Origin of the sequence: Deinococcus fonticola (assembly GCF_004634215.1) — a bacterium.
GTDB classification, from domain to species: Bacteria; Deinococcota; Deinococci; order Deinococcales; family Deinococcaceae; genus Deinococcus; species Deinococcus fonticola.
Window position 1 is genome coordinate 25,404 of the sequence record NZ_SMMH01000024.1, and the last position, 20,149, is coordinate 45,552.

General features: G+C 65.4%; 24 protein-coding genes. 12 read left to right on the top strand and 12 right to left on the bottom strand.

The features are described from left to right. The first annotated feature begins 20 nt into the window (after positions 1-20). The 3 genes from E5Z01_RS13650 to E5Z01_RS13660 all read left to right on the top strand — a co-directional run bounded on the left by E5Z01_RS13650 (position 21) and on the right by E5Z01_RS13660 (position 4,253). The gene (locus E5Z01_RS13650) at positions 21-1,208 is read left to right on the top strand and encodes an acetate kinase (protein WP_135229867.1); all 1,188 of its coding nucleotides are present in this window, start codon (positions 21-23) and stop codon (positions 1,206-1,208) included. A gap of 83 nt (positions 1,209-1,291) precedes the next feature. After that, positions 1,292-3,427, top strand: a complete 2,136-nt coding sequence (pta, locus tag E5Z01_RS13655) for a phosphate acetyltransferase (RefSeq protein ID WP_135229868.1) — start codon at positions 1,292-1,294, stop codon at positions 3,425-3,427. 31 nt (positions 3,428-3,458) lie between these two features. Further along, the gene (locus tag E5Z01_RS13660; protein ID WP_119764214.1) at positions 3,459-4,253 is read left to right on the top strand and encodes an SDR family NAD(P)-dependent oxidoreductase; all 795 of its coding nucleotides are present in this window, start codon (positions 3,459-3,461) and stop codon (positions 4,251-4,253) included. An 82-nt stretch (positions 4,254-4,335) separates the two neighbouring features. Here the strand turns inward: E5Z01_RS13660 and E5Z01_RS13665 are convergent, their stop codons facing one another. Beyond that, entirely contained in the window at positions 4,336-4,797 is a 462-nt protein-coding gene (locus E5Z01_RS13665) for a hypothetical protein (RefSeq protein ID WP_135229869.1), read from the bottom strand. An 81-nt stretch (positions 4,798-4,878) separates the two neighbouring features. Between E5Z01_RS13665 and ubiE the strand changes: the two genes are divergently transcribed. Continuing rightward, positions 4,879-5,607: a bifunctional demethylmenaquinone methyltransferase/2-methoxy-6-polyprenyl-1,4-benzoquinol methylase UbiE gene (gene ubiE / locus E5Z01_RS13670; protein WP_276321254.1), complete on the top strand. Its 729-nt coding sequence runs from the start codon at positions 4,879-4,881 to the stop codon at positions 5,605-5,607. A 58-nt stretch (positions 5,608-5,665) separates the two neighbouring features. On the opposite strand, the gene E5Z01_RS13675 is transcribed toward ubiE, so the two are convergent. From E5Z01_RS13675 to E5Z01_RS13705, 7 genes are all read right to left on the bottom strand, one after another. Further along, complete coding sequence (locus E5Z01_RS13675) at positions 5,666-6,952, bottom strand: VanW family protein (protein WP_135229871.1); 1,287 nt, start codon at positions 6,950-6,952, stop codon at positions 5,666-5,668. A gap of 56 nt (positions 6,953-7,008) precedes the next feature. Further along, positions 7,009-8,010 carry a YpdA family putative bacillithiol disulfide reductase gene (locus tag E5Z01_RS13680; protein ID WP_135229872.1) on the bottom strand — a complete coding sequence of 334 codons (1,002 nt, stop codon included), beginning with the start codon at positions 8,008-8,010 and terminating at the stop codon, positions 7,009-7,011. Positions 8,011-8,069: 59 nt separating this feature from the next. After that, positions 8,070-8,417: a hypothetical protein gene (locus tag E5Z01_RS13685; RefSeq protein ID WP_119764223.1), complete on the bottom strand. Its 348-nt coding sequence runs from the start codon at positions 8,415-8,417 to the stop codon at positions 8,070-8,072. After that, on the bottom strand, positions 8,414-8,761 hold the full coding sequence (locus E5Z01_RS13690; protein ID WP_233554585.1) for a hypothetical protein: 348 nt from the start codon (positions 8,759-8,761) through the stop codon (positions 8,414-8,416). The genes E5Z01_RS13685 and E5Z01_RS13690 overlap by 4 nt, the downstream gene beginning before the upstream one ends. A gap of 125 nt (positions 8,762-8,886) precedes the next feature. After that, positions 8,887-9,165 carry a hypothetical protein gene (locus E5Z01_RS13695; RefSeq protein ID WP_119764225.1) on the bottom strand — a complete coding sequence of 93 codons (279 nt, stop codon included), beginning with the start codon at positions 9,163-9,165 and terminating at the stop codon, positions 8,887-8,889. Between the two features lie 122 nt (positions 9,166-9,287). After that, entirely contained in the window at positions 9,288-10,694 is a 1,407-nt protein-coding gene (locus tag E5Z01_RS13700) for an RNB domain-containing ribonuclease (RefSeq protein WP_167757924.1), read from the bottom strand. Beyond that, positions 10,675-10,947, bottom strand: a complete 273-nt coding sequence (locus tag E5Z01_RS13705) for a hypothetical protein (RefSeq protein WP_135229873.1) — start codon at positions 10,945-10,947, stop codon at positions 10,675-10,677. Before E5Z01_RS13705 ends, E5Z01_RS13700 begins: the two co-directional genes overlap by 20 nt. A 74-nt stretch (positions 10,948-11,021) precedes the next feature. On the opposite strand from E5Z01_RS13705, the gene E5Z01_RS13710 reads away from it, so the two are divergent. The 5 genes from E5Z01_RS13710 to E5Z01_RS13730 all read left to right on the top strand — a co-directional run bounded on the left by E5Z01_RS13710 (position 11,022) and on the right by E5Z01_RS13730 (position 14,620). After that, on the top strand, positions 11,022-11,906 hold the full coding sequence (locus E5Z01_RS13710) for a DUF4097 family beta strand repeat-containing protein (protein ID WP_135229874.1): 885 nt from the start codon (positions 11,022-11,024) through the stop codon (positions 11,904-11,906). 34 nt (positions 11,907-11,940) lie between these two features. Continuing rightward, entirely contained in the window at positions 11,941-12,300 is a 360-nt protein-coding gene (locus tag E5Z01_RS13715; protein WP_135229875.1) for a hypothetical protein, read from the top strand. 32 nt (positions 12,301-12,332) lie between these two features. Then, positions 12,333-13,058, top strand: a complete 726-nt coding sequence (locus E5Z01_RS13720) for an SHOCT-like domain-containing protein (RefSeq protein ID WP_135229876.1) — start codon at positions 12,333-12,335, stop codon at positions 13,056-13,058. A gap of 110 nt (positions 13,059-13,168) precedes the next feature. After that, positions 13,169-14,206 (top strand): dipeptidase, encoded by a 1,038-nt coding sequence (locus tag E5Z01_RS13725; RefSeq protein ID WP_135229877.1) that lies wholly within the window; start codon positions 13,169-13,171, stop codon positions 14,204-14,206. 60 nt (positions 14,207-14,266) lie between these two features. Next, a complete protein-coding gene (locus E5Z01_RS13730; RefSeq protein ID WP_135229878.1) occupies positions 14,267-14,620 on the top strand; it encodes a DUF2089 domain-containing protein in 354 nt (117 codons plus the stop codon). A gap of 10 nt (positions 14,621-14,630) precedes the next feature. On the opposite strand, the gene E5Z01_RS13735 is transcribed toward E5Z01_RS13730, so the two are convergent. From E5Z01_RS13735 to E5Z01_RS13745, 4 genes are all read right to left on the bottom strand, one after another. Beyond that, positions 14,631-14,960, bottom strand: coding sequence for a DMT family transporter (locus tag E5Z01_RS13735; RefSeq protein WP_135229879.1), 330 nt, complete (start codon positions 14,958-14,960; stop codon positions 14,631-14,633). 7 nt (positions 14,961-14,967) lie between these two features. After that, positions 14,968-15,267, bottom strand: coding sequence for a GNAT family N-acetyltransferase (locus tag E5Z01_RS20025; protein WP_240738432.1), 300 nt, complete (start codon positions 15,265-15,267; stop codon positions 14,968-14,970). Between the two features lie 11 nt (positions 15,268-15,278). After that, positions 15,279-15,506 carry a GNAT family N-acetyltransferase gene (locus tag E5Z01_RS20030; RefSeq protein ID WP_240738433.1) on the bottom strand — a complete coding sequence of 76 codons (228 nt, stop codon included), beginning with the start codon at positions 15,504-15,506 and terminating at the stop codon, positions 15,279-15,281. 81 nt (positions 15,507-15,587) lie between these two features. Next, a complete protein-coding gene (locus E5Z01_RS13745) occupies positions 15,588-16,283 on the bottom strand; it encodes a Crp/Fnr family transcriptional regulator (protein WP_119764239.1) in 696 nt (231 codons plus the stop codon). A 181-nt stretch (positions 16,284-16,464) separates the two neighbouring features. On the opposite strand from E5Z01_RS13745, the gene E5Z01_RS13750 reads away from it, so the two are divergent. From E5Z01_RS13750 to E5Z01_RS13760, 3 genes are all read left to right on the top strand, one after another. Continuing rightward, positions 16,465-18,300: an acyl-CoA dehydrogenase C-terminal domain-containing protein gene (locus E5Z01_RS13750; RefSeq protein WP_135229880.1), complete on the top strand. Its 1,836-nt coding sequence runs from the start codon at positions 16,465-16,467 to the stop codon at positions 18,298-18,300. A gap of 250 nt (positions 18,301-18,550) precedes the next feature. Then, on the top strand, positions 18,551-19,000 hold the full coding sequence (locus E5Z01_RS13755) for a hypothetical protein (protein ID WP_135229881.1): 450 nt from the start codon (positions 18,551-18,553) through the stop codon (positions 18,998-19,000). Positions 19,001-19,115: 115 nt separating this feature from the next. Further along, positions 19,116-20,000 carry a TAXI family TRAP transporter solute-binding subunit gene (locus E5Z01_RS13760; RefSeq protein WP_420810850.1) on the top strand — a complete coding sequence of 295 codons (885 nt, stop codon included), beginning with the start codon at positions 19,116-19,118 and terminating at the stop codon, positions 19,998-20,000. Positions 20,001-20,149 lie beyond the last annotated feature (149 nt).

Consider the following 20,149-nt stretch of genomic DNA (forward strand, 5'->3'; position numbering starts at 1 on the left):
TTGAGCGACAATAAGGCGTCATGTTGACTCTGGTTTTAAACAGCGGGTCGAGCAGTGTGAAATTTGCCCTGCTCGACCCGCGCTCCAGCGAAGTGCGCCTCTCCGGCCTGACCGAGCGCCTGGGGTCGGACGCCGCGTCCGCCACCCTGAAAACAGGCGGCGAGAAGAAGCAGGTGACGCTCAAAGACGGCACCTACGCCTCGGCTTTTGGGCTGATCGCCGGAGAACTCGACGCCCTGAATGTTCGCCAGGAGGTGCAAGCTGTCGGTCACCGCGTGGTGCACGGCGGTGAGAAATTCAGCGGCTCGGTGCTGCTGACGCCGGAAGTGATGGCGGCCCTGCGCGAGTGCATTCCCCTGGCGCCGCTGCACAACCCGCCCAACATCGCCGGAATCGAGGCGGCGCAGCTGGCCTTTCCGAACCTGCCGCAGGTGGGCGTGTTCGACACGGCCTTCCACCAGACCATGCCCCCTGTGGCCTACCGCTACGCCGTGCCGGAAAGCTGGTACACCCAGCACGGCGTGCGCCGCTACGGCTTTCACGGCACCAGCCACCAGTACGTGGCGCAGGAAGCCGCCAAGATGCTGGGCAAGCCGCTGGAAGACCTGAACCTGGTCACCGCGCACCTGGGCAACGGGTGCAGCGCCACCGCCGTCCGGGGCGGCCAGAGCGTGGACAGCAGCATGGGCTTCACGCCGCTCGAAGGGCTGGTCATGGGCACCCGCAGCGGCGACGTCGACCCGGGCCTGCACGACTTCATGGCCCGCCAGGCCGGCTTGACGCTGACGCAGATCATGACCGCCCTTAACAAGGAAAGCGGGCTACTGGGGGTCTCTGGCCTCACCAACGACATGCGCGAACTGGAGGCCGCCGCCGCGCGGGGCCACGAACGCGCCGCGCTGGCCCTCGACCTGTTCATCTACCGCCTCGCCAAGACGGTGGCCGCCCTCAGCGTGCCGCTGGGCCGACTCGACGCCCTGGTGTTTACCGGCGGAATCGGGGAGAACAGCGAGCTGGTGCGCGCCCGCACCCTGGGTCACCTCGGCCTGCTGGGCTTCAAACTCGACGAACACGCCAACCAGCAGGCCGTGCGCGGCCAGGGCGGCCTTATCACCACCCCCGGCAGCACGCCCGCCCTGGTCGTGAACACCAACGAGGAACTGATGATCGCGCGGGAAACGATGCGGCTGGTGGCCCTGAACCCGTAACCCGTGCAGAAAAAGCTGAAGCGGGCGCCTGAGCCTCTACAGGCCACAAGTCACGAGCGACAGGCTCTGCGAAGGAGAAGTCCATGAAAACACTTTTTATCGCGCCGACCCGCAATGGGGTGGGGCTGTCGAGTACGGCGCTGGGGCTGACGCGCGCGCTGGAGCGTCAGGGGTTGCGGGTGGCGTTTCTCAAGCCGATTGCCCAGACGCATGAGCGCAGCGCCGACGACAGCGTGCAGTTTGCGCGCAGCGTCTCTCACCTGAACCCGCCGGACCCCATCGACCTGACGCGGGCCGAGGAGATGCTGAGCCACGGCGCGGACGAGGAATTGATGGAGCAGGTCATCGCCCTGTCGCGCGGCGCGGTGGGGGAGGGCGTGGACGTCCTGATCGCCGAGGGCATTGCCCTGACCGAGCGCAACGTGTACGCCGGGCCGCTGAACGCCGCGCTGGCCCGCAACCTGGAGGCCGACACGGTGCTGGTCAGCAGCCTGGCGAACGTGTCGGCGGCGGAACTGGCCGACGAACTGGAGATCGCCGCGCAGAACTACCGCCGCAGTGACGGTACGGGCCTGGCGGGCTTCGTGCTGAACTTCGCGCCCAGGGAACTGGATTTCGGCACGCTGATGGCCGAGCTGCGCGCCCGCAGTCAGGTGCTGGCCAGCGGGGAACTGCCGCTGCTGGGCGTGGTGAGCCTGTCGGAAACGCTGCGCCAGGGGCGCACCCTGGACATCGCCCGCCACCTGAAGGCCGAGGTGGTGAACGCCGGGGAAATGGAGCTGCGGCGCGTGGCGAGTCCGGTGGTCACCGCCCGCACCGTGCCGAAAATGGCGCACCTGTTCGGGCCGGGGGCATTGATCGTCACGCCCGCCGACCGCGAGGACGTGATCATGGCCGCCGCGCTGTGCCACCTCAGCGGCGTGCCGCTGGCGGGGCTGGTGTATACCTCGGGCAGCACCCCCGAGGACAGCATTCAGCAGCTCTGCAACGCGGCGCTGACCAGCACCCTGCCGGTGATGCGCGTGCCGACCAATTCGTTTCAGACGGCTTCGCTGCTGGCCAGCATGGACGCGCGCGTGCCGCACGACGACCCGGGCCGCATGGACCGGATGCTGGATTTCATTGCCGACCGGCTCGACACCGTGCCGCTGGGCGCCCGCATTCGCACGCCGCGCCCGGACGGGGAACGCCGATTGCCCCCCAGCGCCTTCCGCTACGAACTGATTCAGAAGGCCAGGGCGGCGGGCAAACGCATCGTGCTGCCCGAAGGCGACGAGCCGCGCACCGTGAAGGCCGCCATCCGCTGCGCCGAGAAGGGCATTGCCCGCTGCGTGCTGCTGGCCAAACCCGAGCGGGTCAAACAGGTCGCGCAGGGGCAGGGCCTGGACATCCCGGCGGGCCTGGAAATCCTCGACCCGGACAGTGTGCGCCAGCGCTACGTGGCCCCCATGGTGGAGCTGCGCCGCAGCAAGGGCCTGACCGAACCGCAGGCGCTCGCGCAACTGGAGGACAGCGTGGTGCTGGGCACCATGATGCTGGCCCTGGGTGAGGTGGACGGGCTGGTGTCCGGCGCGGTGCACACCACCGCGAACACCGTGCGGCCCGCGCTGCAACTCATCAAGACGGCGCCCGGCGCGTCGCTGGTCAGCAGCATCTTTTTCATGCTGATGCCCGAACAGGTGCTGGTGTACGGGGACGCCGCCATCAATCCCAACCCCAATGCCGAGGAACTCGCGGACATCGCCATTCAGAGTGCCGACAGCGCCCAGGCGTTCGGCCTGCCGGTGCGCGTTGCCATGATCAGTTACAGCACCGGCGAAAGCGGCAGCGGCCAGGACGTGGACAAGGTCAAGGAAGCCACCCGCCTGGTCAAGGAACGCCGCCCCGACATCACCGTGGATGGCCCCCTGCAATACGACGCCGCCAGCGTCCTGAGCGTCGGCAGGCAGAAGGCCCCGGACAGCCCGGTGGCCGGACGCGCCACCGTGTTCATCTTCCCGGACCTGAACACCGGCAACACCACCTACAAGGCCGTGCAGCGCAGCGCGGGCGTGGTCGCGGTCGGCCCGATGCTCCAGGGCCTGCGCAAGCCCGTGAACGACCTCTCGCGCGGCGCCCTGGTGGACGACATCGTGTACACCATCGCCCTGACGGCCATTCAGGCCACGCAGGTGGAAGCGAACATGCAGGCCCCCGCCACGCCGGGCAATTCTGCCTGACCAGCCCCTCAGGGGCATATAGAGTAGCGGCATGACCAATTTAGCAGCGGGGCAGCTGGCCGGGCGGGTCGCCATTATCACGGGTGCCGGGGACGGAATCGGGCGGGCTGTCGCCGAGGCCTTCGTGGCCGAGGGAGCGCGCGTGCTGCTGGCCGAACTGAACGAGGAACTGGGCCAGCAGGCGCAGCGCGACCTGGGCGACCAGACCTTTTTCCTGCACAGTGACGCGGCCAGCCAGGCGGACAACGAACGCATGGTGCAGGAGGCCGTGAACCGCTGGGGCCAGCTGGACATTCTGGTCAACAACGCCTGGGGCGGCGGAACGCTGAGCCGCGCCGAGCACAAGGCGCCCGAGCAACTGGCGCACGCGGTCGCGCTGGGCTTCACCGGGCCGTGGTGGGCCATGCGGGCCGCGTACCGCCAGATGCGGGAACGCGGGTACGGCCGCATCATCAACATGTGCTCGCTGAACGGCGTGAACGCCCACATGGGCACCTTCGAGTACAACACCGCCAAGGAGGCACTGCGGGCCGCCACACGCAGCGCCGCGCGCGAGTGGGCGCCCTATGGCATCACCGCCAACGCCATTCTGCCCGGCGCCAAGACCGCCGCCAGCCGCGCCGTGTTCGCGGCCAACCCGCAACTGGAAGTCATGGCCAACGCCATGAACCCCATGGGCCGCCTGGGTGATCCCCTGCAGGACATTGCCCCGGTCGCGGTGTTCCTGGCCAGTGAGGGCAGCCGTTACCTGACCGGCAACAGCCTGTTCGTGGACGGCGGCGGGCACATCAACGGCGTGGCCTGGGCCCCGCAGCTGGAAGACTGATTCCGGTTGGGCCGTGATGGAATAACGGTGAAAGCCGACCAGAGCAGGCACAGGAACGAACTAAACGGGTGCCGCTGAGTTCTCAGGCTCTCGCGTCCTCTATCCGTACGGCGCACACCACCAGCAGCACGCCCAGCGGCAGCGGCACGTCATTCAGGTCCAGGCGGAAGTCGCGGCCGCTGGTGTACCCCCCCACACGTCCGCGCACTTCCCCAGCGTAGTGGCGCAGGCTGATGTCCTGCCCGGCGGTGAAGGTGCCGTAGTGCCCATTGGCGCCGTCGTCGGTGAAGTCCAGCCAGGCGTCGGTGCCGTCGGTCAGGCCGCCCAGGTGAATGACCAGGCGGCGGCCCTGCACGCTGGCGCTGAGGTCGAAACCACGCGTGACCCCGCCCACACGCCCGACCAGGCCCGCGCCGCCGCTGGTGAATTTCACGTCTATGCCACCAGTGAATGAGCCGATGCGGCCCGTGAACTCCTGGCCGTCGAAGGTGCCCTGTAAGTCCAGGCCGTGCGTGATGTTGCCGTAACGCCCCTGCAAACCCATGGGGTCAGGGTAAGGGCCGGGGCCTTACGGTTTACTCACCGCAGGACACCAGCGGCGCGGGCGCGGCCTATCATGCGTGCTGTGACGCCGCTTCCAAAAAAACCCCCGGTGGGGGACAGGCAAGACAAAGGTGAGGACGTGCAGGCCATGTTCGCCAGCATCGCCCCGACGTACGACCTGCTGAACCGTACCCTCAGCCTGGGGGTCGACCGGCTGTGGCGCCGCGAAGCGGTGGCGCTGGCCCTGGCGCATGACCCGCAGCGCCTTCTGGACGTGGCGACCGGCACGGCCGATTTCGCCATCGAGTTGAAACGGGCCGCCCCGCACGCCGAGGTGATCGGCAGCGATTTCGTGCCGGCCATGCTGGAGATCGGGCGGGAGAAGGTTCGGGCGAAAGGCCTGGAGATTCAGCTGGAGCAGGGGGACGCCCTGAACCTGCCTTACCCGGACAACCATTTTGATGCGGTGACGTGCTCGTTCGGGTTCCGGAACTTCGCGGATTACGCGCGGGGTTTCGCGGAAATGTGGCGGGTGCTGAAACCGGGCGGGCGGGTGGTCATCCTGGAATTCCCGCCACCAAAGAAAGACCTGTTCGGCCAGCTGTTCCGCTTCTACTTCCAGCAGGTGCTGCCGCGCATCGGCGGGCTGGTCAGCGGAAACAAGGAAGCGTACAGCTACCTGCCCGAAAGCACCCTGGCCTTTCCGGAACCCGAGCGCCTGGCCGGGCTGATGCGGGCCACCGGCTTCAGGACGCGCTACAAGCTGCTCACCTTCGGAATCGCGGCCATTCACGTGGGCGACAAGCGGTAGGAGTGGAATAAACGAAACGCCAGCCTTTGCTGCGGCTGGCGCTTTTGCCCACAGCCTCTTATTTCCGGGTGCCCACCCGGAAGATGTTGGGCCAGGGGCGGTAGGTGCTTTTCAGGGTGTCTTTCTTGACTTCCTGGCCGCCTTTCAGGAAGCGGCGGGTCACCTCGATGACGGCGCCGGGCGCGGCCCAGTCCACCTGTTTGCGCTCGCCGAGTTTCATGCTGGGGTCATTGATGAAGCGGTCTTTGGGGCTGGGGGTGGTGCTCAGGGTCTTGGGTGCGTCCACGACCACGTCATATTTCGGGGCTTTGCCGAACACGCTGATGCTCAGGACTTTCTCCTGGTCGTCCCAGTCGGTCTGAAACCACAACGCCCCGCCGGTGTCGTTGCTGAACTTCAGGTCCAGGCTGGGCTGGTAGATGGTGGCGTCCAGGCCCTGCGGGGCGTAGTAGTACACCTGGTAGGAGTGGTTCTGGCGCTGCACGATGGGCAGGCCCGCGCCGTACAGCGTGCGGAACACCGTGGTGCTGACCTGGCAGATGCCGCCGCCCACGCCGCTGGCGGTCTGGTCGCCCGCGATGACCAGGCCGGCCACGTACCCGCTGCGGGTGCTGATCGGCCCGATCATCTGGTTGAACGAGAAGGTCTTGCCCTCGAACAGGCGATCCTTGAAGTTTCTGGCGCCCACGTGAATGTTGGTGATGCGTTCGGGGCTGCTGCCGTCGTAGCTGGTCTGTCCGGTCGCCAGGAAATTCGTGATGCCTTTTTGCACGAAGAAATCCAGCGTGCGTTTGGGCGGCGTCTGCCCGGTCACGACCACCGCGGCCTGCACGGCAAAGCGGTCTTTCAGCACAGCCAGCACGTTGGCGCGCGTGGCTTCCCGGTCGATCTTCAGGTTGTTGCGCTGCACCACGGCCCACTGCGTTCCATCGTCCACCTGCATGAAGCGGGCGTCCTCACCGACTTTTTCCAGCATGTCCATGAAGCGGTTCAGTTCGGCGTCCAGGCTGGCGGTGATCTTTCCGGCCTTGCGAATCTGCGCGGCGCGTTCCACCGGAATGCTCAGGGTGCGGACAAACGCGGTGGTGGTCTTCTTGCCGTCGATCAGGGCCGGAATCTGCGCCTGCACGGTGACCAGCAGGGGGCCGCTGGCCATGGTGGGCGCGGCGGTTGGCGCGGCCGGGGCAGGGGCGGCGGGGGGCGGCGTGGTTGGAGTGGCCGGGGCTGGAGTAGCTGGAGCCGGAGCCGCCGGAACGGCAGGGGGGGGCGTCTGGGCGGACACGGGCGTGCTGGTGACCAGCAGTACCCCGCTCAGGAGCAGGGCGGCGCGGCGGTTAAACATCATGCCGCGCAGTATTTCACGCCCGCAAGGCGCTTCCGTGAAGACCGCCTGACGCTCCGTTAGGCAAGTTGCTGCTGAAGTTGCCGCTCGATTTCCGCGACCGCCAGGTCGGCGTGAAAACGCCCGTTCTCGATGAACACCTGGTTGGTCTTGCCGGCGAAGCCCGCCGACCCCACCACGAACAGGCCCGGCACCGTGCTCTCGTAATGCTCGCTCAGTACCAGGCACTCGTCGGGGTGTTGCGCCAGGTTCAGCCCATTCAGGAACGACAGGTCCGGGCGGTAGCCGGTCAGCGCGAAGGTAAAGTGCGTGGGGAGATTCCAGGTGCTGCCGTCCTCTTTTTGCACCACCACGTGCTCCGGCTGGATGTCCACGACCCTCGAATTGAAGTGGGCGGCGATGCTGCCCTCCTTGATGCGGTTTTCCAGGTCGGGCCGCACCCAGTACTTGATGGTCTTCTTCAGTTCGGAATCGCGCACGACCAGGGTAACGTTCACGCCGCTGCGCCACAGGTCCAGGGCGGCGTCGGCGGCACTGTTGCCCGCGCCGATCACGGTCACGTTCAGGCCCATGAAGGGGTGCGCCTCGGTGTAGTAGTGCGAGACGTTCTCGCTGTCTTCACCGGGAATGCCCATGAACAGCGGATTGTCGTAGTACCCGGTGGCGACCACCACGCGCCGCGCCTCGATCACGCCGCTCTCGCCGTCCTGGGCCTCGATTTCCAGCGTGAAGCCGGCCGGGGCCGCGTGAACCCTCTTCACCTCGGTGTACTGGCGCACGTTCAGGTTCTCGCGCTGCGTCACCAGGCGGTAGTACATCAGCGCGTCGCGGCGATCCGGTTTGTCGTGCCCGGTCACCATCGGGTGATTCCCGATCTCCAGTTCCGGCGCAGTCGTGAAGAACGACATGTACGTGGGGTACTCGAAGATGGCGTTCACCACGCATCCCTTTTCCAGCACCACGTAACTGAGGCCGGCGCGTTTACAGGCGATGGCCGCCGCCAGCCCCACCGGGCCGGCCCCCACAATGGCCACATCAACTAAACCGTCAAATAAACTCATGCGCCTATTCTGGCAGGCCCACCCCTCCGGCACTGTTCACTGGAGCAGCAAGGGACTCCTCAGGGCTTGCGGTCCGTGAACGTGACTTGCACCGGCTCACCCTGCGTGGCATTCAGGATGCGCAGGCCCGCCCACTCGGCCTGCGGGTCATTCGGCAGGCGCAGGGTCAGGGTTTTCGTTTCACGGCCCTTGAGCACCCGCACCTCGGCGGCCACGTCGCCGGACCAAGCGCACTGGCTGCCGGGCGGGCAGCGGCTGTCGAGCACCTTCAGCAGCGTGACCGTCTGGAAACCCAGTTTGCCGGTCTGGCCGGCACTCAGGGTCAACTGAGCCGGGCGAATCATGGTGCAGGAGGCCAGCAGGCCCGAAGCGAGAAGCGGGAGCAGCAGCGTGGATCGTTTTTTCATCTGGTGCTCAGTTTTTCATCCGTGAAGGTAATTTGCACAGGGGTGCGGTCGGTCGTGAGCTTGCCGGCCGCGTCGGCAATTCTCAGGCCGGCCCAGACCGTTCCGGCATTTTCCGGGGTCTGAAGGGTTAAAAACCGCCACCGGCCCTCCTGCTTCACCAGGACTTTGGCAATCAGCTCCCCGGCGCGAATACAGCGGGCGTTCATGGGACAGCGGTTGTCCTGCACGCTGATGACCGTGACCTGCTGCCTTCCCAGCATGCCCGTCTGCCCGCGCTGCAGGGTCACGGTGGCGGCAGAGGCAAAGGAACTGGTCAACAGCAAGGTGAAGGCGAGGGCTTTCATGCCCTCAGCGTGCCCGCCCTGCCTGAAAAGGGGCTGACGCCACCTGATTCACGCCCTCACATTGTGGGCTGTAGCGTGGCCGGCGAGATGCTGCCAGCAGCCCGGGCAGATTCACAGAGAACGGCTCAGTCGCACAGCAGCGTCAGGAAATCGTCGTTGCTGCTGGCAAGCGTCTGAAACCCCTGGGCCTTGTGGCGCAGGCCCATGCGTTCGTAGCAGTCGGCCAGTTTCAGCGCAAAGAACTGCGTGGCCTGCGCGTCCTGCCGCAACTCCGCGACTTCCAGGCAGGTGCGGTAGTGCATCACGGCCAGGTGGTACTGCGCCAGGCGGGCAGCCTGTTCGGCCCGGCAGTGTGTCATGCGGAGGGTCACGATGTCACAGGTGACGCTGCTGGGGGCGCTCATACCTGGCAGTTTAAGCAGAATGAGGAGAAATTGAATGCAAGCTGAAGCAGGTTTCAGACGTGCCGGACGTTGTTTTTTTGGAGTGGGCGAAATAGGGGCGTGTCATTCCGGCTGGACGGAACTTACTGGGACGGGTTCTCAACAGCCCGGCGGGCCCGCACGGTCATGTTGGGCAGGTTCACGTCCGCGAACTGCACTTTCAGCGCCGTTCCAGCGGGTTCCGGGGTGCTCATGGGCACGTCGAAGGCCAGATCAGGAATCAGCACGGTGGCCTGTGGGCCGCGCCTGTCCACGATCACGGCGTCCCACACCCGCCCGGGCTGCGCCGCGATAAAGCGCAGGGTGTGGTGGCGGCGGCTGAGGCGTTCTGCCTGCCGCGTGCCGTCGGCGTTCAGCTGGGCCTGGGCAATGTGAGACGCCATCACCTTGCTGCTCATCGGTTCGGTTCCCGCCAGGAACGCCCGGAGCTGCTGGTGCACCACCAGGTCCAGGTAACGGCGCATGGGGCTGGTCACCTGCGCGTACAGGTCGAGGCCCATGCCGTGGTGCGGCCCCGGCGACGGTTGAAAACGCGTGCGGGCCAGCGTCTTGCGCCGCGCCCAGTGGGCGCTCAGGGTGTCGCCGCTCACCTCGCGCGTGGGGTAGTCCTGCGTGGCAAAGGGCAAGGGGATTTCATTGTCGTCGGCAAAAATCGCGGCTCCCCAGCCGGCCAGGGTCATGCACTCCTGCACCACCTGGCGCATCTCCGGTTTCGGCAACGGCCACACCGCCGCACTCGCCTCGTCGGCCTTGACGCGCACCTCCGGCAGATCGATGCTCAGCGCCCCCTCCGATTCGCGCAGCGTGCGGCTGGCGCGGGCCAGTCGGGCCAGGGTCACGAAGGGTTCCTCGCCCGCCTCGAGGTTGGCCTGGGCCTCGCTGTAAGTCAGCCGCTGGACGCGAACCGTGCTCAGCACGACATCCACCGCGTCGGCGTTGCCGTCGGCATCGAGGTCAAGCGAAATGGACAGCGCCGGCGTGGTCTCGTGGAGCCCCAGCCCGGCCTTGTGCACCAGCGCGTCCGGCAGCATGCCGATGGTCTGGTCCGGCAGGTACAGCGTCGCGCCCCTGGCCCGGGCTTCCACGTCCAGCGCACTGTCCGGCGGTACCAGCGCGGCCACGTCCGCCACGTGCACCCACAGCCGCGTCAGGCCCCCGCCGATCTCCTCGATGCCCACCGCGTCGTCCGGGTCTTTGTTGCCCTCATCGTCTATGGCAAAGACGGGCAGGTGCGTCAGGTCAAGGCGTTCCTCGGGCGCGAAGTCGGGCACCGGGAGGTCGAGTGGGTGCAGGGCCGCGTGCAGGCGGTCGGCGTAAGGCGTGCGGGCCTCCGACCAGACCCCCAGTTGCAGCAGCAGCGCGTGGGCGGCCTGCGGCGTTTCCGGCAGATTCAGTTCGCGCAGAGTGCGGCTTTTTTCCTGTTTGCCACGCGCCAGCAGCTCCACTTCGGTGCGCTGTGCGGGCGTCAGTTCAGGCAAGGGAGAAGTCACGGCAAAGAGGATACCCCTCGCTTCCTGCGGCGCAGCGCTGCGCGTCCCGAAGAGCAGGAAAGGCGACTGTTCTGGAAAGCAGCGTCCTCTCCTGTCCAGCGGATTCACCCTGTTGCCGCAGTGATGAGCCACAGGTTTCTAAAAGAGGAGCCTTTGCAAGCCAGACTTCAACGATTTGAAAGCCTAGCTTTACATCTGATTTCAGACTCGATACCCGCCCTTCAAAAAACACGCCCCACACGCTCTTTTTCAAATCGTCTTTAGCATATATAAAACTGTGTTTGACAATTTATCAAGCTCGTGTTTCAATTCTTTCAGGAGGAAGATATGACTGACGACACCCACCCGCAAGGCAGCTTCCGTGAACACGTCCAGCGTCTCGTGACCGAGGGCAAACTCACTGCCGAGGAGGCCGCCCACCTGCTGGAAGGCACCGACACCCCGCCTGCGCCGCCCAGCAACACCATTGCCCAGTACGTGCAGGCCATAGAGGACGGCGAGGCACCTGGCCTGAACCTGAATCTGGAAATCGAGGGCTATGTCCTGAGCGTGGTGCAGGACAGCAGCGTGAATGCCCCCACGCTGAGCGCCAACCGCGAAGGTGAACTGGCCCTGACGGCCACGCCGAGCGGCCTGCGCCTGAAACGCGTTCGGCACAGCGACTGGAGTTCCCTGAAGGCGGTGCTGACCCTGCCCTTCAAGCCGCAGCACGTGCAGGTCGAGATCAACGGCGGCAGCCTCAGCCTCGGCGACATCGCCGGGGAAATGCGGGCGGAAGTGAACGGGGGCAACGTCACCATGAGTGCCGCCAGCACCCTGAACGCCGAAGTGAACGGCGGCAACTTCACCGCCGGGAACATTGCCGGCCCCACCAAAATGGAAGTGAACGGCGGCAACATCACGGTGATGCACGCCACCACGCTGGATGCCGAAGTGAACGGCGGCAACCTGCGCTGGGCGGGCCTGCTGAGCGGCGGCACCCACCGCACCGAGGTCAACGCCGGGAACGCCACCCTGACCCTGCTGCCGGGCAGCAGCGTGCGGGTGGACGCCGAAGTGACTCTGGGCAACTTCAAGGCCGAGTTTCCCACGCAGAAAAGCGGCGGGTTCATGGAAGCGCACTACACCGGACAACTCGGCGGCGGCGAGGCCCTGCTGCGCTGCGAAGTGTCCGCCGGTCAGATCAAGCTCCTGACCGAACCAAGCTCCTGACTGAACACTGAGACCTGAGCCTGAGGAGAAAGAGATGAACGTCACCAGCGCCGTCACCACGCAACGCGGCATCAGCGTGAGCCTCACCGTTCCTGCCGGACGCTACCGGATCATTCGCCGCGCCCACCTGTACCGCCTCAGAGTCCGCAGCGCCCTGACAGCTGTTCAGGTACCCGTCCAGGCATCCGTTCAATCTGGGGGGCAGCAGGTGCAGGCACTCACCGGGCCGCACCCTGGGTGGTGGACGGGCCTCCAGACGTGGCTGCTGTTTCCGGATGCCGAGCAGGTGTACACCCGCAGGCAGGCCAGACAGGCCCTGGCCGCCGAGTACGGCAGGTACGCGCTGCCCGGCGCCTATGGCCGCCCGTACTCCACGCCTCTCTACCTTCCCTGACCCCGCCTCTGACCCCGCAAGGACACCCGACCATGAAAGAGAAAATCAAGAGAATCCTCGACCTGATCCGCAGCGGCAAACTGTCCCTGGACGACGCCGCGCCCCTGCTGGCCGCCCTGAACACCCGCCTGGCCCTGCAAACCACGGACCGCGAACTGCTGGACTCGCTGCTGAACCGCGAGGACATCGACACCGCGCAGATCGCCGAGCACCTGATGCTGCTGCGCGGCCTGAAAGACACGCCCCCCACCCCGCCGCAACCCCCGCGTCCGCCCCGCCCACCCGGTTTTCCCTTCGAGGCTTCCTGGGCCGAACGCGCCGCCGCCCACGCCGAACGCGAGGCTGCGCGCGCCGAACGGCACGCCCAGCGTGGGCGCCGCGCGGGCGGCATCGAGGGCATGGTGGAACGCATTACCGATACCGTAGAACGCGCCGTGGGCAGCGCCATGGAAGGAGTGGAACGCACCGTGATCGGAACCCCCTCGTACTCGTACGCTTACGACAAACAGGCCGCCAGCAACCGCATTCTGCGCATCGAAGCGCAGTCGGAAGACGGCCACAGTTACGACGCCAACCTGCCCATGAGCCTGGCGCCGCACCTGCACAAACTCATTCCCGAACACGGGCGCGCGGCGCTGGAAAAAGCCGGCATGACCATCGAGGCCCTGCAACTGATCATCGAGGCTGAGCCGCCCACCGGCAAAATCATCGACGCGCAGGACGAGGACGGCAACAGCGTCAGCATCAGCATCCGGTGAACCGCGCCCCCCGCCCTGGCCCCACGGGAAGCTGTCCCCGTGAGGCCACTTTTTGAGTTTTCCGAGTCCCGCGCCGCAGAAGGGGGCCGCAAAAGGTGGAGAATGAACCCATGCAACAGCGCCCCTGGCTGATAGACGGTCACCTCGACCTGGCTTACAACGCCCTGGAGGGCCGTGACCTGCGTTTAACCTTAAGCGAGTTGCGGGCCGCCGACCCGCTGGCCCAGGTGGCTGAGGGGGCCGGACAGCGGGCCACCGTGACCTTCGGGGAACTTCAGGCCGCCGGCGCACGCCTGGTCTTCGGCACGATTTTTAGCATGCCGCAGGCCAAAAACAGCATGTCCGGCGCGACCCTCCCCGGCTACACCGACCACGCCGGGGCGCGGCTGCAGGGCCTGCAGAATCTGGAGGTGTACCAGCGCTGGGAAGACCAGGGCTTGATCCGCATCCTGAAAACGCGCCAGGCGGTGGCGCAACACCTGGATACCTGGACGCCCCAGGCCCCACTGGGCGTCGTGCTGCTGATGGAAGGCGCCGACCCCATCCGTGACGCAGACGACCTGCCGTTCTGGGTGGAGTGCGGCGTGCGCCTGATCGGGCCGGCCTGGCAGAAAACCCGTTTTGCCGGTGGCACCGCAACACCCGGCCCTCTCAGCGACCTGGGCCAGGAGCTGATTCGCGCCATGCACGACTTGCAGCTGACCATGGACGCCTCGCACCTCGACGACGCCGCCTTCTGGGACGCCGCCGAAATCGGCGTGCAGATGATCGCCTCGCACTCGAACACCCGCACGCTGGTCGACGGCAACCGCCACCTGACCGACGAGATGGTCAGGGCGATTGCCGAGCATGGCGGCATGATCGGCCTGGTGTTCTGCAACTCCTTCATTAAGCGCGGCTGGAAGCGCGGCGAACCGCGCCCGACCCTGAGCGACCTGGCCGCGCACACGCAGCATTACGCTGGCCTCATCGGCTGGCAGCGCCTGGGCCTGGGCACCGACATGGACGGCGGCTTCGGCGCGGAAGGTTCGCCAGACCCCATCGAAACCTACCGCGATGTGCCGCGCTTCCTGGAGACTATTCCCGCCGAGCACCGTGAAGACGTCGCCCACGGCAACTGGGAACGCTGGCTGAGAGAGAAGTTCTGACGAAAGCTGCGCCCTTCACCCATCATCTTTTCACGGCTCACCACCCCCTACAGTAGGTTTATGCGCCCACTTCCCATTCCCTTCCCTGATGAAACCGAAGCGCCGCTGGTCACGGAACTGGTGTTCCCGTCCAGTGGCACCAAAGTCAGCGGCGTCTTCGAGTTGAACGAATTCGCCACGCTGACGCCCGAGAACCTGGAGTTCCTGCGCCTGTACATCAAGGTGCGCGGCAACCTCAAGGAGGTCGAGCGCGTGCTGGGCCTCAGTTACCCCACCGTCCGCGCCCGCTTCGACACGCTGCTGCGCGCCATCGGGTACGAACCGGAACTGGCCGACCCGCAGGACGAGGTGTTGGAGAAGCTGGAAAAGGGCGAGATCACCGCCGACGAGGCCGCCCGCAAGCTGCGGCGTTAAGGACTGCTGGTCAATGGGCCGAACTGTTCAGGTTGAGCAGGATCACCCCGGCAATGATCAAGGCAATGCCCAGCACGGCTTTAGCGTTCAAACCCTCGTTGAAGATCAGCCAGCCGATCACCGCGATCAGGGCGGTGCCCACACCTGACCACACGGCGTAGGCGGTGCCCAGCGCCATACCGCGGCCCAGGGCCAGACTCAGCGAGTAGAACGCGCTGGCGTACCCGGCGACCACCACCAGTGACGGCCCCAGCACCGTAAAACCTTTCGAGAGTTTCAGCGCAGAAGTCCCAATGACTTCGGCCACAATGGCGATCAGCAGGTAAATCCAGGGGTTCATCCGGTGGTTATCGTACCAGGAGTCTGCTCAGGTCATCCCACACCATCCGGAGTTCCCTGAGTGCACCTTCCTGTTTTTCACCTGCTGCGCTGGCGCCCTGCCGGGCGTACCAGTGGCGGGTGGGGTTCACGTCCAGAACCCAGAGCGCCATATTCTTCGCGCCGCCTGTCTGAAGTTCACGGGCAAGGGCGTGTAGGAGGGCCTTCCCGATCCCGTGCCCTTGCACTTCCTTCAGGCTGTAGAGCGTGTACAGTTCGGCTTCATACCCGGGGTATTGTCGCGCGGGGCCGCCAGAGGCGAAAGCCACGATCCAACCGTTCAGTTCCGCGCGTTCAGTTCCGCGGCCAGCACGGGCCGCCCCGGGTCGGGGGTGAGGCGCTGGGTAAGCCAACTTTCCTCACTCCGTTGCCGGGCCGCGTCACTGGTCATCCTGCTCAGAAAGTCGCCGGGCATCAGGCCCGGAGACGTTTCGCGCCAGCTTTGCGTGTAAACCTGAGCAATGCCGGGGGCGTCGTCGGGGCTTGCGGGGCGGATGCTGGCGTCCATAGGTCAGCATAAAAAAGAACGGCTGCGGTTGCACACGCCTTTTGACCCATTGCTTTATTCGCTTGTGCTGATGTTCAGGGCTTACTCGCCCTCGTCGATATACCTTTTCAGCGCGTCCAGCTGCACGATGATCGGGGTGCGGGCGCGGACGATGGCCCCATCCTTCTTGAGTTTGCCCAGCGAGTGACTGACCGTTTCGCGGGTGGCGCCGACCATGCGGGCGATATCTTCCTGATTCAGTTTGAGGTTCAGTTCGACGCCCTGGGGGTGAGGCCGCCCGAACTCGCGGGCCAGGCGGTACAGCAGGCTGGCGACGCGCTCGGGGGCGCTGTAGGCGCTGACGGTGGCCATCCAGTTCTGGGCCTCGAAGAGGCGGGCGGCCATCAGGCGAATGAGTTTCATGGCCAGGTCGTGCTTGGTGTTCAGCAGTTTCTGGAGTTCGTGGCGCGGCAGCACGATCAAGGTGGTGCGCTCCAGTGCTTCGGCCTGGGTGGGGCGGCGCTCCTCGGGTTGCAGCAGCAGTTCGCCAAAGGTGTCGTGCTGCCCGATGACGCCCAGGATGGCTTCCTTGCCGTTGGGAAACAGTTTGCTGATTTTGACGAGACCGCTGCGCACGAAGTACAGGGCGTCGGCGGGGTCATCCATGCGGTAGATGACCTCGCCGGGCTGATACGTGCGGTAGGGGGTGGCGGCGGCCACACGTTCGAGTTCGGCAAGCTCAAGGTCGGCGAACAGCTCCGTTCTTTTCAGGTGCCAGACCAGGCTTGGGTAGTTCATGATCTTAAGAAGAATACTCGGTTCCGCCGTGTAGCAACAGCCGGAGCAGACCAGGCCCTTAATGAAGGAAGAACCAGGCAGACAGGCGTGACATTCGCCCCTTAAAGTTTTATACTGAGTCTAATTAATTTTGTGCGGACTCCACCAGAACGGCGGAGTCTCTTTGTACAAGGAGAAAATCATGCCCACCTACAAAGCACCGCTGCGCGACATGAAGTTCATCATGAACGAGCTGCTGGAAGCCGACCAGCATCTGGCGGCCATGCCCTACTACAAAGACAACGACACCGCCGACGCCGACCTGCTGGGGCAGGTGCTGGACGAGGCCGCCCGCTTCGTGGAAACCGAAGTGCAACCCCTGAACCAGGTGGGCGACCGCGAAGGCTGCGTGCGCGACGAGCACGGCAACGTGACCACGCCCAGCGGGTTCAAGGCCGCCTACCGGAAGTTCTGTGACGCCGGCTGGCCCGGCCTGGACGCCGACCCGCAGTGGGGCGGTCAGGGCATGCCGCACCTGGTCAGCATCGCCATGAACGAGATGATTACCGGCGCGAACGTTGCCTGGGGCATGTACCCCGGCCTCAGCCACGGCGCCTACAGTGCCCTGGCCGCCGTCGGCACCGACGAGCTGAAGCAGCTGTACCTGCCGAAAATCGTGAGCGGCGAGTGGAGCGGCACCATGTGCCTCACCGAACCGCACGCTGGCACGGATCTCGGCATAATCCGCACGAAAGCGTCCGATAACGGCGACGGCAGCTACAGCATCACCGGCACCAAGATCTTTATCAGTGCCGGCGAACATGACCTGACCGACAACATCGTCCACCTGGTGCTGGCCCGCCTGGAGGGCAGCCCCGCCGGGACCAAAGGCATTTCCCTGTTCCTGGTGCCCAAGTTCATCCCTGCCTCCGACGGCTCGCTGGGTGAGCGCAACGGTGTGGTGTGCGGCAGCCTGGAACACAAGATGGGCATTCACGGCAACGCCACCGCCGTTCTGAACTTCGACGGGGCCAGGGGCTGGTTGGTCGGCGAGGTCAACAAGGGCATGAACCACATGTTCATCATGATGAACGCCGCCCGCCTCGGCACCGGCCTTCAGGGCCTGGGCCTGGGCGAGGTGGCCTACCAGAACGCCCTGGCCTATGCCAAAGACCGCCTGCAGATGCGCCACGAACCGCGCGTGAGCCGTGAAGCGGCCGATCCCATCATCGTGCATCCGGACGTGCGGCGCATGCTGCTGACCGGCAAGGCCTACACCGAAGCGGGCCGCGCCCTGGCGCTGTGGCTGGCCCTCAGCCTGGACACCGAGCACCACCACCCCGACGAGGCGGGGCGCCAGGAGGCGGGCGACCTGGTGGCCCTGCTGACCCCCATCGCCAAGGCGTTCATGACTGACAACGGCTTCAATGTGGCTGTTCTTAGCCAGCAGGTGTTCGGCGGCCACGGCTACATCGCCGAGTGGGGCATGGAACAGTTCGTGCGCGACGCCCGCATCGGCCAGATCTACGAGGGCACCAACGGGATTCAGGCCCTCGATCTGCTGGGCCGCAAGGTGCTGATGGACGGCGGCAAGAAACTGCAGAGCCTCGCCGGCACCCTGCAGGCCTTCGTGGAAGAACACGAGGGGGACGAAGCGATTGGCGACTACGTGAACCAGCTCGGCAAGGCCGCGCAGCAACTCGGCAGCCTGACCATGGTGATCGGCCAGAAGGCCATGAGTGGCCCCGAGGGCGCGGACGAAGTGAACGCCGCCGCCGTGGACTTCCTGCGCTTCTTCGGGCACGTCGTGTACGGCTACCTGTGGGCCCGCATGGCCAAACTGGCCCAGGACAAGATCGACGGTGGGTTCGACAAGGACGGCTTTTACCTCGGCAAAGTGCAGACCGCGAAATTCTACTTCGCCAAACTGTTCCCCGAAACCAAGGCGCTGGCCGCCACCATCAAGGCCGGCAACGAGAGCCTGGCCGTGGACGACCGGGCCGTGTTCGGCTGGGAACACGAACCCGCGCACGCCTGAACGAAGGTCATCTGAAACGCCTCTGCCCCCTGTGGGTGGGGGCGTTTTTCATGCTTCCCGACCGGGGAAAGCGTGGGCCGGAACTGACCTGACTTTTCCCAGCCGTGTCCGACTTGGCCACAGGCAGGGCCAGTTTCTTTTTCTGAAGTCTCGGTGTGGTCTTTTTGCAACGAACGCCAGGGTTTCGGCGTATAAGTGAGGGTATGAAGGTCACGCTGCCCCCACTTCCGGCCAGTGAGGGCCGCCCGTAATGCGCCCGAAGCTCATCAGGACGCTGCTGGGCCTGATCCTGCTGGCCTGCTCGGCGGTCATCGTGATGGATCAGCAGGGGGCCTTCGGCAACGAACCTTTCCCCAGTACGGGCAGCAGCACCGACAGTGCCGGCGGCCCCGCAGACCCGTCCAGCGGCGATCCCTACAATCTGCCGCCCGCCACGCCGGAGATTCCCGCGCCGCCCGACACGTCCAAACCGGCCCCTTCCACACCATCGGACGGCTCCCCGCCAGCCGAACCGATCTTCCCGGAAGCACCAGACCCGTCCGCCTCCGACACGTCCAGCCCGGACAACACCGCGCCAGACAGTCCCGCCACGGACAACTCAACACCGGACACGCCCGAAATCCTCCCCACCACGCCGGACACCTCCAGTAGCGATCAGTCCAGCAGCAGCGACCAGTCCGGTTACCAGGATCTGAAGTGACCTTCAGACCCTGACCCTCAGCGCAGCCCCAGGCCGGCCGCGTACACTACCCGCACCCCCACCACCCGCATCCCCTGCGCCCATCCGGTTCTCCCACTCGAAAGGAGTGCTCCTCTTGAAAAAGATTCTCGCCCTGCTTTTCCTCTCGATCACGACGGCGCAGGCGGCCGACCCGGTGTTCATGAATGTCGCCACCGGCAGCCCCACCGGCACGTACAGCGCCATGTTCAAGAACATCGGTAAGGTCTGCACGCAGAGCGCCTATCTCAAGGAACGCGGCACCAGCGGCAGCCTGGAGAACATCGACCTGCTGCTGAGCAACGAAGTGTCGCTGGCCTTCGTACAGAGTGACGTCCTGAAAGCCAAGGAGCAGATCGATCAGGACGCCCGCGTGAAGAACATCAAGGCCCTGTTGCCGCTGCACAACGAGGAAGTTCACCTGTTCGCCAGGCCGCCCATCCAGAAAAAAAGCATTCTGGGCAAAGTCACGACCATCGGCGTAGCCCAGTTCAAGGACCTGAACAAAAAGCGCGTGGCCGCTTGGGGCGGCAGCCTGATCACCGCCAGGGTGCTGAGCGCCAAGATGAAAGTGCCCTTCACGGTGGTCAGCGTCAAAGACCGTGACGCGGCCTTCGCGGCCCTGCAAGCCGGCCAGGTGGACGCGGTGCTGGCGGTGGTGGGCCAGCCCGCCGCGTGGGTCAAGGATCTGAGCGGCGCGAACATCAACCTGGTGCCCATTCCCTTCACGCCGGACGTACAGGGCGTGTATGCCCCCGCCAAACTGATGTACGCCAACCTGAGCGCGGGCAGTGTGTCCACCGTGGCCGTGCAGAGTGTTCTGGCGACCCGCGACTTCAAAACCCCCGAACGCAAGAAACTCCTGCTGGATTACCAGAAGTGCGCCCTGAGCAAACTCGTGAACCTGCAGGAAAACGAGGGCATGCACCCCAAATGGCAGGAGGTCAGTTTCAGCACGTGGCCCTGGCCGCAGTACAAGTGATACCTATTGCGGTTATATCGCTGGTGTTGAGCGATATAACCCGAATGGAGTGAGAGTCAAAAAATACGCGCTGCGGGAGATGAAATAGGATTGGGGTGTTTTTCCGAGAGTTCTATGGAATCGGACGCAGTGCATATGACCCGTAAATA

Bases quoted from the DNA above. Each gene is read 5' to 3' on its own strand.
- E5Z01_RS13680 (WP_135229872.1), bottom strand. From the start codon at position 8,010: ATGAGTTTATTTGACGGTTTAGTTGATGTGGCCATTGTGGGGGCCGGC.
- E5Z01_RS13745 (WP_119764239.1), bottom strand. From the start codon at position 16,283: ATGAACTACCCAAGCCTGGTCTGGCACCTGAAAAGAACGGAGCTGTTC.
- E5Z01_RS13720 (WP_135229876.1), top strand. From the start codon at position 12,333: ATGAAAGAGAAAATCAAGAGAATCCTCGACCTGATCCGCAGCGGCAAA.
- E5Z01_RS13690 (WP_233554585.1), bottom strand. From the start codon at position 8,761: ATGAAAGCCCTCGCCTTCACCTTGCTGTTGACCAGTTCCTTTGCCTCT.
- E5Z01_RS13710 (WP_135229874.1), top strand. From the start codon at position 11,022: ATGACTGACGACACCCACCCGCAAGGCAGCTTCCGTGAACACGTCCAG.
- E5Z01_RS13735 (WP_135229879.1), bottom strand. From the start codon at position 14,960: ATGAACCCCTGGATTTACCTGCTGATCGCCATTGTGGCCGAAGTCATT.
- E5Z01_RS13665 (WP_135229869.1), bottom strand. From the start codon at position 4,797: ATGGGTTTGCAGGGGCGTTACGGCAACATCACGCACGGCCTGGACTTA.
- E5Z01_RS13650 (WP_135229867.1), top strand. From the start codon at position 21: ATGTTGACTCTGGTTTTAAACAGCGGGTCGAGCAGTGTGAAATTTGCC.
- E5Z01_RS13715 (WP_135229875.1), top strand. From the start codon at position 11,941: ATGAACGTCACCAGCGCCGTCACCACGCAACGCGGCATCAGCGTGAGC.
- E5Z01_RS13755 (WP_135229881.1), top strand. From the start codon at position 18,551: ATGCGCCCGAAGCTCATCAGGACGCTGCTGGGCCTGATCCTGCTGGCC.
- E5Z01_RS13660 (WP_119764214.1), top strand. From the start codon at position 3,459: ATGACCAATTTAGCAGCGGGGCAGCTGGCCGGGCGGGTCGCCATTATC.
- E5Z01_RS13730 (WP_135229878.1), top strand. From the start codon at position 14,267: ATGCGCCCACTTCCCATTCCCTTCCCTGATGAAACCGAAGCGCCGCTG.
- E5Z01_RS20030 (WP_240738433.1), bottom strand. From the start codon at position 15,506: ATGGACGCCAGCATCCGCCCCGCAAGCCCCGACGACGCCCCCGGCATT.
- E5Z01_RS13725 (WP_135229877.1), top strand. From the start codon at position 13,169: ATGCAACAGCGCCCCTGGCTGATAGACGGTCACCTCGACCTGGCTTAC.
- E5Z01_RS13685 (WP_119764223.1), bottom strand. From the start codon at position 8,417: ATGAAAAAACGATCCACGCTGCTGCTCCCGCTTCTCGCTTCGGGCCTG.
- E5Z01_RS13750 (WP_135229880.1), top strand. From the start codon at position 16,465: ATGCCCACCTACAAAGCACCGCTGCGCGACATGAAGTTCATCATGAAC.
- pta (WP_135229868.1), top strand. From the start codon at position 1,292: ATGAAAACACTTTTTATCGCGCCGACCCGCAATGGGGTGGGGCTGTCG.
- E5Z01_RS13675 (WP_135229871.1), bottom strand. From the start codon at position 6,952: ATGATGTTTAACCGCCGCGCCGCCCTGCTCCTGAGCGGGGTACTGCTG.
- E5Z01_RS13695 (WP_119764225.1), bottom strand. From the start codon at position 9,165: ATGAGCGCCCCCAGCAGCGTCACCTGTGACATCGTGACCCTCCGCATG.